Source organism: Glycomyces mayteni (assembly GCF_042428885.1).
GTDB classification, from domain to species: domain Bacteria; phylum Actinomycetota; class Actinomycetes; order Mycobacteriales; family Micromonosporaceae; genus Glycomyces; species Glycomyces mayteni.
The window spans coordinates 350,017-363,058 of the sequence record NZ_JBHMBP010000003.1 but is presented as its reverse complement, the minus strand read 5'-3'; the positions used below and the strand labels follow the sequence as shown (position 1 = coordinate 363,058).

Sequence of the window (13,042 nt, the reverse complement as noted above, 5' to 3'; positions counted from 1 at the left end):
CCCGCATGGCACACCAGACACCCGGGCACAGCAGCGCCGACGACTTCTTCCGCACCGAGATCCGCACCGGCCGCATCGAACGCGCCGAAGTCTTCGCCAAAGCCCGCAAACCCGCCTACAAGCTCTGGATCGACTTCGGCGACCTCGGCGTCAAACGCTCCAGTGCCCAGATCACCGCCCGCTACACCCCCGACGAGCTCGTCGGCCGCACCGTCGTCGCCGTCACCAACTTCCCGCCCCGCCAGATCGCCGACTTCATGTCCGAAGTGCTCGTCCTCGGCGTCCCCGTCGACGGCACCGACGAAGTCGTGCTCCTCGCCCCCGACGCCGACGTCCCGATCGGCGCCCGCATCTCCTGACCCCGGTTCACCCGCTGTTCCCCAAAGGACCCGCAACCCGCCGGCCCGCGGCGACGTCTCCCCAGTACAGGCACGACACGCCCGGGCCCGCCCCCAACGGCCCGGGCCACCCCTCAGGGAGCCCGCCATGACCGCAACCCGAACCCGGCGCCTCGCGGCGGCGGTCGCCGCCGCACTCGCGGCCACCGCCGCCGCGGGCCTGACCGCCGCCCCCGCCGCCGCGCAGGAACCGGTGCCCGCCAACGTCCTCCTCGACCTCGACAACCCGCAGGTCCCCGGCGACCCGCCCCGGGACGCCACCCTCGACGTCGACTTCGCGCAGGACCCGACCGGCGTCCTCGCCATGCGCCTCGAAGTCGACACCGCCGACGCCACGATCTACTTCGGCGCCGGACCCGGCTGCGAGACGCCCGACAACGTCCCCCTCATCGAATGCGCCACCGCCGACCCCGGCACCGCGAACCGCTTCACGTTCACCATCGCCGCCGCCACCGGCACGCCCCTCGGCGAATACGACTACACGCTCACCGTGCTCCTCGACGACGCCGCCGTCCACACCGCGACCGGCACGGTCGACGTCGTCGCCGACCGCTACGACGGCGTCTTCCGCGACTACGCCGCCGAAGACCTCGCCTTCACCGACGTCCCCGCCGGAACGATCGTGGACGTGCAGCCCCGGTTCACCCAGAACAGCGCCCTCCCCGACGACACCTACGCCGTCGTGGCCGCGTTCGGCGCGGGACTGGCCAACATGGGCGCCGAAGGCGTCGGCCACGACGCCCCCTGGGACAACTGCTCGCCGAACATCTGGGAGCCCGTGTTCGCCACCCAGTTCTGCTTCTTCCTCGACCACGACGACGCCCCCGGCACCACCTTCCAACTCGCCGAACCGATCCAGTACACCGTCGACCCCGACGCGCCCGGCCCGCTCGCCGTCTGCGGATGCGGCTACGAACTGTTCGCGATCAACCGGGACGTCTTCGACCGCGACTTCGGCGAACCCTGGTGGGACCCGGACTCACCCGACCTCCTCACCCTCGACCCCGCCCCCGACCAAGACCCTCTCACCGGCGACGGCGACGGCGCCCTCATCATCGAGACCGCCCGCAACCCCTACGACCTCACCGTCCAAGGCGCCGACCTCGACCGCGACGAGACCGAACTGGCCGTCCCCATCGGCAACGACGGCCCCGCCAGGGCCCTCACCCGCCCCGCCTCCGAAGGCGAGCCGTCCTACTTCCTGCGCGGACAACTCCCCGCAGGAGCCGAGATCCTCTCCGTCGAAGCCGCCGACACCGAGGGCAGCCCCGGCTGGCGCTGCTTCGACGACGCCGAACTCGACGCCCGCCGCGAGGCGCTCGAAGCCGGCACCGAACTCGACCGCATCGACTTCGCCTGCGCCTTCTGGGGACTCGGCCCCGGAGAATCGATCCACGTGACCGTCACCGTCGACGCCACGGACGCCACCGGCGCGCCCGGCCGCGTCGAGGTCGACGCCTTCTTCCGCGGCGTCGACGGCGTCAACCTCGACGGCGACCCCGCGGACAACTCGGCCGCCCTCACCGTCGACGGCCGCCCCCTGCCCGACACCGGCTCGCCCACGATCGCCTTCACAGCGGTCGCCGCGGGCGCACTGGTCCTCGGCATCGTGCTCTTCGCCGCCGCCCGCCGCCGCAGGCCGCCCGAGGACCCGGCCGCCTAAGCCCCCTCGGCCTCCGCGTCCTCGCGCGGGGACCGGCGGTCGGCCCTGCGCAGCGCGACCCTGAACAACGCACCCCCCTCCGGCGATTCGAGGACCCGGACCATGCCGCGGTGCGCGAGCACCACGTCCTGCACGATCGCCAGGCCCAGCCCGGCGCCGCCGTCGTCGCGGCTGCGCGACTCGTCGAGCCGCACGAACCGGTCGAAGATCCGCCTGCGCTGGCTTTCGGGGACGCCGTTGCCGTCGTCGCCGACGTCGAGGCGCAGCCACTCGTCGTCCTCGGCGGCGAGGGTCACCGTGACCGCGGACGCGGCGTGCCGCTGCGCGTTGTTGAGCAGGTTCCCGACGGCGCGCGCCAGGTGCCCGCGCACGCCGAAGACCGCGAGGTCCTCCTCCACGTTTAGCCGCACCGGCACCCGGTCGGCGGCGGCGCGCCGCGCGACCTCCTCGCGCACCAGCTCGGTGAAGGGCACCGCGACGTGCGGCGGCCGCTCCCCGGCGTCGAGGCGCGCGAGGAGCAGCAGGTCCGCGGAGAGGTCCTGGAGCCGGATGACGTCGGCGAGCGTGGCGTCGAGGTCGAGCAGTTCCGGGTGCTCCCTGGCGATCTCGATCTGGCTGCGGAGGATCGCGAGCGGGCTGCGCAGCTCGTGGGAGGCGTCGGCGACGAAGCGCCGCTGCTGCGACACCGCGTGGTCGAGGGCCGTCAGGGTGGTGTTCGTGGTGACCGCGAGGCTGTGGATCTCGTCGCGGCTCGCGGGCACCGGCACCCGCCGGGACAGGTCGCCGCCGGTGATCGACATGAGCTCCTTCTGGATCGCGCCGACCGGGCGCAGCGCCCGCCGCGTCACCAGCCAGGTCACGAGCGCGACGACCGCGACCAGCGCGGGCAGCGTCCACCACATGATGGCCGTGACGCTGTCGACGGCCTCCTCCTGCGTCTCCAGCGACGATCCGGAGTAGACGGTGTACGCGGTGCCGTCGGGCGCGGTGGCGTTCATGGCCGCGAACCGGTAGGAGGCGTCCTCGCCGGGGAGCGTCACCGTGGCGTACTCGACGGACGACCCGACGGCGCCGCGGGAGTCCTCCACGTCTTCGGCGGGGGTGTCCTCTGCGGTGGTCTCGTCATCGTCGTCGCTGCCGCCGTGGTCGTCGTCCTCGGTCCGGTCGTCGTCGTCATCGTCGTCCGAGTCGTCATCGGTGGAGTCGTCGTCCCGCGCGGGGGTCTCGTCCCCGGTGGACTCTGCGGAGGTCTCCTCGACCGGGTCGGGCGCTGGGGCGAAGTCGCCGACCGGGCCGAGCCCGGCGAGATCCTCGCTGGAGGCGACGACGGTGCCGTCGGCGGCGAGGATCTGCGCGGCCTCGTCGTCGTCGGGCAGTTCGACGGCGGCGGGCGCGGTGCCGGAGGCGAGCTGGCCCGCGATCGAGCGGGCGCTGACCTCGGCGGTGAGCTCGGCGCGGCCGTAGAGGTTGTCGCGCAGGAGCGTGACGACGAGGAACCCGGCGACGACGAGCGCGATGGCGACCACGACCGTGGCGCCGACGGTGGTGCGGGCGCGCACGGACTCGGGCTGCCACAGGAGCCGCTTGCCGCGGGAGTGCCGCCGGGACTCCTTGAGCGCCTTGCGCGTCGCCCTATCCACCATTGGCCGCCAGCCGGTAGCCCGCCCCGCGGACGGTGGTGATGGCGGCCCTGCCGAAGGGCGCGTCGATCTTGCGGCGCAGGTTGGAGATGTAGACCTCGACGATGTTGACGTCGCCGTCGTAGGCGAAGTCCCACACGTGCTCCAGGATCTCCGATTTGGACACGACCTCCCCGGCGCGGGTGGCGAGGTATTCGAGGACGGCGAACTCCTTGGCGGTGAGCTCCACGGCGGTGTCGCCGCGGCGGCAGGTGCGGGTGGCGGGGTCGACGGCGAGGTCCCCGAAGCGCCACACCGCCGGGCGCGAGGCCCTGCCGCGGCGCAGCATGGCCCGGATGCGGGCCTGGAGGACGACGAAGGAGAACGGCTTGGTGAGGTAGTCGTCGGCGCCGGTGTCGAGGCCCTCGGCCTCGTCGTACTCGCCGTCCTTGGCCGTGAGCATGAGGATCGGCGTCTCGACGCCGGCCTCGCGCAGGGCCGCGCACACCTGGTAGCCGTTCAGGCCGGGCAGCATGATGTCGAGGATGATCGCGTCGTACCCGCCGCTCCGGGCCATCGAGAGGCCGGTGCGGCCGTCGTGGGCGAGGTCCACGGCGTACCCCTCGGCCTTCAGCCCGGCGGCGACCACTTCGGCCAGCCGCTGCTCGTCTTCCACCATCAGCAAACGCATGTTCCGAAGCTTGGCACAGCGAACCTGAAGCCAAGCTGAAGTCGGGGCGCGGCCCGCGATTTCGACGCCTGCCAGTGCAAACACCGGATGCTTCTTTCTCCACGCCCCCAACCTGAAGCCGTCTTCAGGTGACTTCAGCTTGGCTTCAGGTTCGGCGGCGCATGGTTGCCTGCATCCGATCAGCACGGCCCGAAAGGACCCGCCATGAACGACCAGACCCCGACCCAGAACCTCACGAAGTTCGCGAAGGCCCGCAGCTTCACCGGCCGCCACCGCACCCTCGTGATCGCGGGCGCCGCAGGCGCCCTCCTCCTCGGCGGCGGCACCGCCGCCGCGTTCGCGGCCGACGACGACCCCTTCGAGTCCGCGAACTCGGGCGGCGACCAGTCCGGCACGAGCACGGACCCGACCACCGGCGACGACCACGGCGGCGACTGGGACGACGCCTGGGACGACCACGGCGACGACGACTTCGTCCTCCCCGACGCCGCGATCGGCGAGGACGCGGCCGTCGAGGCCGCGCTCGCCGAGATCGACGGCACGGTCCGCGAGGTCGACCTCGAAGGCAGCGCCGACTTCCCGGTGTGGGTCATCGACATCACCGATGCCGACGGCATCGAGTGGGACGTCGCGGTCAACGCCCTCGACGGCTCGATCCTCGGCACCCACCAGGACGACGACTCGGACGACTCCGATGACGACGACCACGACGATGACGACAACGACGATCACGGCGGCGACCGCCACGACGATGACGACGACGACCGCGACGACGACTAACGCCTCCGGCCCGGCCGCATAGGCCGGGCCGGAACCCGGCAGGAAGACCCGAGCCCGGGGCGGGCGAGATCGGCCCCGGCATCGAGAGCCACGAACAGCGTCGACGCCCGGCGGCGATCCGGCCGGACGGGCGACGACGCGAACAAAACGGGGCGGGCCGGGACCGGGGCGGCCGGGCGAGTCTCCGGCCGCCGGTGGCGGCCCGGGGCGGTCGGGAGCCCGGCGGGCCGGTGGGCGGCCGGCCGGGTTCCCGAGCGGCCCTTAGTTCTTCACCCGGTAAGCGAGGGTGGCGAACTGGCCGCTGGGTTTGGCCTCGATGAGTTCGAGGCGGTCGGAGAGGATGCGGCGGGGGAGGAGCGGCGCGCCCGCGCCGAGGAAGACCGGGGCGAGGCTGACGCGGACCTCGTCGAGGAGGCCGGCGTCGAAGAACTGGCCCACGAGGTCGCCGCCGCCGACGATCCAGAGGTCCTTGCCGCCCGCGGCGGCCGTCATCGCGGCGTGGACTGCGGCGACGCCGCCCGAGGCGAAGGTGATGTCGGCGCCGGGGACCGCCGGGAGGTCCCGGCTGGTGAAGATCCACGCGGGCTGCTCGTACTCCCACTTCTCCGGGTGCTCCAGGAGGTGCTCGTGTTCGAGGATCCACTCGTAGGTGGTGGAGCCCATGCAGATCGCGCCGACGCCCTTGAGGAACTCGGCGAACTCGTCGAGCGGCGTCTCCTCGCCGTCGTCCGCCTCGGGCGAGCCGCCCGGGACGGTGAAGAGCCACTCCAGGGAGTTGTCGGGATCGGCAATGAACCCGTCGACGGTGGTCGCGGTGTTGTACACGGTTTTCGCCATCCCGCCATCCGATCACGGTCGACCGACATGCCGCGGGCGATCCTGAAATGGCCGCATTCGAACACGCGAGCCCCGCATCCCCGTCGATGCGATCCGACGCGCCGGGCGATTTCTGTCAGGTTCCCGACATTGACCGTTTTGCACCAAATTAAGCACTTGGTCGTACTTAGGTAGTGAGTGCGTCACAAGGCGCAGTCCTGATCAAGTTCACCAAAGGGGTGATCATGGTAATGAAGAGGATCTTCACTGCCATCGGTGTCGCGGCGGCAGCGCTCGCACTGTCGCTGTCCACCACATCCTCGGCCGCGGCGGCTCCCGTCGAAGCGCCGACGCCCGTGAAGTCGCGCATCGAGAACGCGGCGGCGCCCGACGCCGCCGCCGAGCAGCGCACCTGCCGGGCCCGCTTCGCGGAAGGGGTCAACCACCGCCTCCGCGCCGAGGCGGAGTCGGCGATCATCGGGTCGATCCCGGCCGGGACCTGGGTGCAGACGTCCTGCACCCGCGTCGCCGGCGGTGAATACACCGCGTGCGGCCTCTCCAGCGACTTCTGGATGGAGGTCTACTGGAACGGCAACTGGGGCCACAGCGCGTGGGGCTGCGTCCAGGACTGGGAGTTCACCTCCTAGACCGATAGCGGGACAACGGAAACGGGGCCGGGGAGCATCGCTCCCCGGCCCCGTCCTCAAGCCCTCACGCCGTCAGGCGCAGCGCGTTCCCCACGATCCGGTGGCCGTGCGCGCCCGAAGCGGTCAGGATCGACTCCGGGTGGAACTGCACCGCGAACCAGCGCTTGGCGGGCGCCTCGATCGCCATCACCACGCCGCCGATCGCCGCGGTCGGTGTGAACTCGCCCCTGACCTGGTCGGCCGTCGCGTACAGCGAGTGGTACCGGGCCGCGGTCACCTCGTCGGGCAGCCCGTCGAACAGGCCGCCGCCGTTGACCTTCACGTTCCCGGGCTTGCCGTGGCTCGGCTCGTCGAGCAGCGACAGCCGCCCGCCCGCGTGCTCGATCATCGCCTGGAGCCCCAGGCACACCCCGAACGCCGGGAGCCCGCGCCGCTCGATCTCGCCGAGCAGCGCCGCCGTGTCGAAGTCCTCGGGCCGCCCCGGCCCCGGCGAGAGCACCACCAGGTCCGGCGCGAGCTCGTCGAGCACTGACGGCACGTCGAACCCGAACCGCAGCGTCGTCACCTCGCAGCCGTGCTGCCGGAAGTAGTCGCCGAGCGTGTTCACGAACGAGTCCTCGTGGTCCACCAGCAGGACCCTCCGCCCGACCCCCATTGGTCCGCCCGCGACCTCGATCGGCTCGGGCACCGGGGCCGCCGCGCCGAGGCCGCCCGCCGCCGTCTCCAGCAGCGCGCGCGCCTTCAGGTGCGTCTCGGCCTCCTCCGCGGCCGGGTCGGAGTCGTACAGCAGCGTCGCGCCCGCGCGCACGCACGCCACGCCCCCGCGGATCTGCGCGGTCCGCAGCGTCAGCCCCGTGTTCATCGTCCCGTCGAAGCCCACGAACCCGACCGCCCCGCCGTACCAGCGCCGCGGCGTCGTCTCCTGCTCCTCGATGAACCGCATCGCCCACGTCTTCGGCGCGCCCGTCACCGTCACCGCCCACATGTGCGTCAGGAACGCGTCCAGCGCGTCCATGCCCTCCCGCAGCCGCCCCTCGATGTGGTCCACGGTGTGGATCAGCCGCGAGTACATCTCGATCTGCCTGCGCCCCAGGACCTTCACCGAACCGGGCACGCACACGCGGGCCTTGTCGTTGCGGTCCACGTCGGTGCACATCGTCAGCTCCGACTCCTCCTTCGCGGAGCCGATGAGCGCCGCGATCTGCGTCGCGTCGTGCAGCGGGTCCGCGCCGCGCGCGATCGTCCCCGAGATCGGGCACGTCTCCACCCGGTCCCCGGTGACCCGCACGAACATCTCCGGCGAGGCCCCCACCAGGTACTCGCGCTCGCCCAGGTTGAACAGGAACTCGTACGGCGCCGGGTTGGCCGTGCGCAGCCGCTCGTAGAACGCCGTCGGCGAGTCGCACGCCGCGTACATCTCGTGGCCCGGGACGACCTCGAACAGGTTGCCCGCCTTGAACTCCTTCTTCGCGCGCCGCACCGTGTCGGCGTACACGCCCGGCACCGGCCCCTCCGGGACCGCCTCGGCCGCGACGTAGTCGAGCGACTCGGTCTCCCGCGCCAGGCCCTTCGTCGACCGGTCCCCGAGCGAGAACTCGTACCGGCGCACCTGCGCGGTCTCCCGCTTGCGGTCCACCACGTACAGCTCGTCGGCCAGGTGCAGCACCAGGTCCCGCTGGTCGGCGGGCCGGTCCTTCGCGTACGGGATCGGCTCGAACTGGTACGCCAGGTCGTACCCGAACGCCCCCCACAGGCCCAGGTACGGGTCGTCGCAGCGGAGCGCGTCGAGCACCACCCGCAGTGCCGAGAACGCCGTCGGCTGCTTCGACCGCAGCTCCTCGGGGACGCGCCCGGTCGGCGCCGGCACGTCCACGCGCACCTCGCCGTCCTCGCGCGTCACCTCGCCCACCCCGGCCGCGGCCAGCGCGTCGGCGAGGACGTCCACGAGCAGGTAGCCGCGGGCGTTGAGCCGCCGCACCGTCACCGAGCGGCCCCGCGCCACCACCTCCAGGGAGGGGTCGACGTACGCGAGGTGGTAGCGCGAATAGCGCCCGGGATACTCCATGCCGCTGGAGAGGACGCCGCCGCGGCGGGCCTCGACCTGCGCCACCACCGCGGTGAGGTCGGGCGAGTCGAGCTCGGACACCGTCCGCTCGACCGTCACGCCCGACGGGGTCTTGAACAAGGTCATCAAGGGCCTCTTCCTCGAAAGAAACTGGGTCAATAGTCCCGTCCTGAGGCGGCCGACCCCGGATACGACGAAGCGACCGCCTACCAGACGGTCGCTCGCTTCACTCGCACGCGAAAGCCGGACGCCGCCTCAGCGACGCCACCACCAGTTGTTCGCGTGGAATCTCACAGGCCGAATACTACATGCCCGCACGGTGGGACGCCGACCGGTGACCGCGCCCGCGCGCCGCGGCGAAACGCCCGCGACCGCCCCGCCCGGCAGCGCTACACTTGCGTGCAACAGCGTCGACCCGGCCATCACCGGCGAGCTTCCGGAAGAACCGGCCCACCGCGCCCCGCGCGAGGCGGGCCCCACTAGAACCGGACGGACGCGGCCCGTCACCGCCGCCGAACGAGCGGGCGCACCAGTGCGCCAAGCGAGGTGGTACCGCGGGCCGCCCCCCAGAGGGCGCGTCTCGTCCTCGCACACGGAAACAAAACGCGTGTGTGAGGAGACCCGGGTCCCATGGCCTATCCACTCGACGACCCCAAGCGGGGCGTCCCCGCGAGCCCGAACCTCCCCGAGGTCGAGCGCCGCGTCCTCGACTTCTGGACCAAGGACGACACCTTCCAGTCCTCCATCGAGGCCCGCCCCGCCGGCGAGGACGGCGCCAACGAGTTCGTCTTCTACGACGGCCCGCCCTTCGCCAACGGCCTGCCCCACTACGGGCACCTGCTCACCGGGTACGTCAAGGACATCGTCCCCCGCTACCAGACCATGCGCGGCAAGCGCGTCGAGCGCCGCTTCGGCTGGGACACCCACGGCATGCCCGCCGAGGTCACCACCGAGAAGGAGCTCGGCCTCAAGTCCAAGGCCGACATCGAGGCCTACGGCATCGACCGGTTCAACGCCGCCGCCAAGGCCTCCGTCCTCCAGTTCACCGGCGAATGGCACGACTACGTCACCCGCCAGGCCCGCTGGGTCGACTTCGAGAACGACTACAAGACCCTCGACCTCACCTACATGGAGTCGGTCATGTGGGCGTTCAAGGAGCTGTACGACAAGGGCCTCATCTACGAGGGCTACCGCGTCCTCTGGTACTGCTGGCGCTGCGAGACGCCGCTGGCCGCGACCGAGACGAAGATGGACGACACCTACCGGGACCGCCAGGACCCGGCCGTCACCGTCGGCCTCGACGTCGTCGCCGACGGCCCCCTGAACGGCGTGAAGCTCCTGGTGTGGACCACCACGCCCTGGACGCTCCCGTCGAACCTCGCCGCCGCCGTCCACCCCGCCGTCGACTACGTCGTCGTCGCCAACGAGGACGGCCGCTACCTCCTCGCCGAGGCCCGCCTCGGCGCCTACGCCCGCGAACTCGGCGAGGCCCCCGAAGTCGTCTCCCGCCACAAGGGCGCCGACCTCATCGGCCTGCGCTACAACCCGCCGTTCGACTTCTTCACCGGCCGCGAGAACGCCCACCAGGTCCTCGCCGCCGACTACGTCACCACCGAGGACGGCACCGGCGTCGTCCACATCGCCCCCGCCTTCGGCGAGGAGGACAAGGTCGTCACCGACGCCGCCGGGATCGAACCCGTCGTCCCCGTCGACGACTCCGGCAAGTTCACCGACGAGGTCCCCCCGTACGCGGGCGTCCACGTCTTCGACGCCAACAAGCTCATCATCAACGACCTCAAGGCCACCCAGCGGCTCCTGCGCCACGACACCTACAACCACAACTACCCGCACTGCTGGCGCTGCGGCTCCCCGCTGATCCAGCGCGCCCTCTCCGCGTGGTTCGTGGCCGTCTCGCGCTTCCGCGACCGCATGGTCGAGCTCAACCAGGAGATCGACTGGACCCCCGGCCACATCAAGGACGGCCAGTTCGGGAAGTGGCTCGCCAACGCCCGCGACTGGAACATCAGCCGCAACCGCTTCTGGGGCTCCCCGATCCCCGTGTGGGTCAGCGACGACCCCGCCTACCCGCGCACCGACGTCTACGGCTCCCTCGCCGAACTGGAGCGCGACTTCGGCGTGCACGTCACCGACCTCCACCGGCCCCACATCGACGACCTCGTGCGCCCCAACCCGGACGACCCCACGGGCAAGTCCGTCATGCGCCGCGTCCCCGAGGTCCTCGACTGCTGGTTCGAGTCCGGGTCCATGCCCTTCGCGCAGGTCCACTACCCGTTCGAGAACGCCGACTGGTTCGAGCACCACTTCCCCGGCGACTTCATCGTCGAGTACACCGCCCAGACGCGCGGCTGGTTCTACCTCCTGCACGTCCTCTCCACGGCCCTGTTCGACCGGCCCGCGTTCCGCACCGCGCTCGTCCACGGCACCCTCCTGGGCGCCGACGGCCAGAAGATGTCCAAGTCGCTGAAGAACTACCCGGACGTGCGCGAGTCCTACGAGCAGTACGGCTCCGACGCCATGCGCTGGTTCCTCGTCTCGTCCCCGGTCCTGCGCGGCGGCGACATGCCCGTCACCGAGACCGGCTTCCGCGACGCCGTCCGCCAGATCGTCCTGCCCCTGTGGAACGTCTGGTACTTCTACACGCTCTACGCCGGCGCCGCCGGGTACGAGGCGAGCCCCGCCGAGGCCCGCGCCGCCGCGCTCGCCTCCGAGCACCGCCTCGACAAGTACCTGCTCGCCAAGACCCGCGAACTCGTCGAGGCCATGACCGAGGCCATGGACGGCTACGACCTCGTCGCCGCCACCGCCGCGTTCCGCTCCTACCTCGAAAGCCTCACCAACTGGTACGTGCGCCGCTCCCGCGACCGCTTCTGGGAGGGCGACGAGGCCGGGTTCGCGACGCTCGCGACGGCGCTCAAGACCGCCACCGAGGTCGCCGCGCCGCTGCTGCCGATGGTCGCCGAGGACATCTGGAAGGGCCTCACCGGAGGCCGCTCCGTCCACCTTGTCGACTGGCCCGACCCCGCGGACCTGCCCGCCGACCACGCCCTCGTGGAGGCGATGGACGCCGTGCGCGACATCGCCTCCGTGGGCCTGTTCATGCGCAAGGCCCGCAAGCTCCGCGTGCGCCTGCCGCTCGCGAAGGTCACCGTGGCGACCCCGCACGCCGAGCGGCTCGCGCCGTTCGCGGACTTCCTCAAGGACGAGCTGAACGTCAAGGCCGTCGAGTTCGACGCGAACGTCGAGGCCTACTCCAAGTCCGACCTGAAGCTGGTGCCGCGCGTCCTCGGGCCCCGCCTCGGCAAGGACGTGCAGCGCGTCATCAAGGCCGTCAAGTCCGGCGACTGGACCGCCGAGAACGGCGCCGTCACCGCCGGAGGCGTCGCCCTCGAAGACGGCGAGTACGAGCTCACCATGGTCGCCGTCGACGCCGACCACACCGAGGCCCTCCCGAACGAGGGCGGCGTGCTCGTCCTCGACACCGAGGTCACCCCGGAGCTCGCCGCCGAGGGCCTCGCCCGCGACCTCGTCCGCGTCATCCAGCAGGCCCGCAAGGACGCCGACCTGGACGTCTCGGACCGCGTGGCCGTCACCGTCGACGCCTCCGCGGCCGTGCGCGAGGCCGTCGAAGCCCACCTGGACTTCGTCAAGGCCGAGACGCTCGCGCTGGCGCTCGACTTCGCGGACCTGCCCGACACCGCGACCTCCGGCGACGCCGGGGAGGGCGAGACCGTGAAGGCCGCAGTGGTGAAGCGGTAGGGGAAGCAGCAGGAGACGGGGAAGGGCCCGGCGACCGAGAGGTCGCCGGGCCCTTCCCCGTCGGGAGCCTTAGGCCATGTAGCCGCAGATCTTCCAGGCGTCGTCTTCCTTGACGAGGTCGAAGGACTCGTCGGTGGTCTCGTCGTTCGCGGTGATGGAGACCTCGACGGTGGCGGTGTCGCCGTCCTCGGTGGTCTCGCCGATCTCGTAGGACATGTCCTCGAACATCGAGAACGTGTCGCCGGCCATCTCCTCGAACTGCTGCTTCTCTTCGTCGGTCATGCCCTCGAACTGGGCCGCGGCGTCCTCGACGCCGGTGATGTCGTCGGCGCAGAAGTAGTCGCCCGCGATGTCGGCGGCCTTCTCGCCGTCGCCGTCGAGCATGGCGTTCACCATGTCCTCGGCGCCGTCCTTGAGGAAGCCCTCGACCGCGCCTTCGGGCGTGTCGTTCCCGGCGCCGCACGCGGCCAGGGTCAGGGCGAGGGCGAAGGCGCCGCCGGTCAGGGCGGTGGCGCGGCGGAGTTTGACGTTGATGTCCATCGGGTCCAATCAATCGGGGGGTCGGGCTCGGCCCCGGGTAGGGCCG

Annotated in this window: 10 protein-coding genes; 5 read left to right on the top strand and 5 right to left on the bottom strand. The window is 71.6% G+C overall.

Going from position 1 to position 13,042, the window contains the following annotated elements; all coding sequences use genetic code 11:
* Positions 1–5: 5 nt before the first annotated feature.
* Both ACFFXY_RS14210 and ACFFXY_RS14205 read left to right on the top strand, forming a co-directional pair.
* Entirely contained in the window at positions 6–359 is a 354-nt protein-coding gene (locus tag ACFFXY_RS14210) for a tRNA-binding protein (RefSeq protein WP_382351488.1), read from the top strand.
* 127 nt (positions 360–486) lie between these two features.
* On the top strand, positions 487–2,061 hold the full coding sequence (locus tag ACFFXY_RS14205) for an LPXTG cell wall anchor domain-containing protein (RefSeq protein ID WP_382351485.1): 1,575 nt from the start codon (positions 487–489) through the stop codon (positions 2,059–2,061).
* On the opposite strand, the gene ACFFXY_RS14200 is transcribed toward ACFFXY_RS14205, so the two are convergent.
* Positions 2,058–3,701 carry a sensor histidine kinase gene (locus ACFFXY_RS14200; RefSeq protein WP_382351482.1) on the bottom strand — a complete coding sequence of 548 codons (1,644 nt, stop codon included), beginning with the start codon at positions 3,699–3,701 and terminating at the stop codon, positions 2,058–2,060. The genes ACFFXY_RS14205 and ACFFXY_RS14200 overlap by 4 nt on opposite strands.
* Positions 3,694–4,371, bottom strand: coding sequence for a response regulator transcription factor (locus ACFFXY_RS14195; protein WP_382351479.1), 678 nt, complete (start codon positions 4,369–4,371; stop codon positions 3,694–3,696). Before ACFFXY_RS14195 ends, ACFFXY_RS14200 begins: the two co-directional genes overlap by 8 nt.
* Positions 4,372–4,575: 204 nt before the next feature.
* Here ACFFXY_RS14195 and ACFFXY_RS14190 point away from each other — a divergent pair, with 204 nt between their 5' ends.
* Positions 4,576–5,151, top strand: coding sequence for a PepSY domain-containing protein (locus tag ACFFXY_RS14190; protein WP_382351476.1), 576 nt, complete (start codon positions 4,576–4,578; stop codon positions 5,149–5,151).
* Positions 5,152–5,412: 261 nt separating this feature from the next.
* Here ACFFXY_RS14190 and ACFFXY_RS14185 read toward each other — a convergent pair whose 3' ends face one another.
* Positions 5,413–5,988 (bottom strand): dihydrofolate reductase family protein, encoded by a 576-nt coding sequence (locus ACFFXY_RS14185; protein WP_382351473.1) that lies wholly within the window; start codon positions 5,986–5,988, stop codon positions 5,413–5,415.
* A gap of 224 nt (positions 5,989–6,212) precedes the next feature.
* On the opposite strand from ACFFXY_RS14185, the gene ACFFXY_RS14180 reads away from it, so the two are divergent.
* Positions 6,213–6,614, top strand: coding sequence for a hypothetical protein (locus ACFFXY_RS14180; protein WP_382351470.1), 402 nt, complete (start codon positions 6,213–6,215; stop codon positions 6,612–6,614).
* 64 nt (positions 6,615–6,678) lie between these two features.
* On the opposite strand, the gene ACFFXY_RS14175 is transcribed toward ACFFXY_RS14180, so the two are convergent.
* Positions 6,679–8,805: an anthranilate synthase component I gene (locus ACFFXY_RS14175; RefSeq protein WP_382351467.1), complete on the bottom strand. Its 2,127-nt coding sequence runs from the start codon at positions 8,803–8,805 to the stop codon at positions 6,679–6,681.
* Positions 8,806–9,309: 504 nt separating this feature from the next.
* Here ACFFXY_RS14175 and ileS point away from each other — a divergent pair.
* Positions 9,310–12,456, top strand: coding sequence for an isoleucine--tRNA ligase (gene ileS, locus ACFFXY_RS14170; protein ID WP_382351464.1), 3,147 nt, complete (start codon positions 9,310–9,312; stop codon positions 12,454–12,456).
* 69 nt (positions 12,457–12,525) lie between these two features.
* Here ileS and ACFFXY_RS14165 read toward each other — a convergent pair whose 3' ends face one another.
* Entirely contained in the window at positions 12,526–12,996 is a 471-nt protein-coding gene (locus ACFFXY_RS14165; RefSeq protein WP_382351461.1) for an Rv0361 family membrane protein, read from the bottom strand.
* Positions 12,997–13,042: the final 46 nt, after the last annotated feature.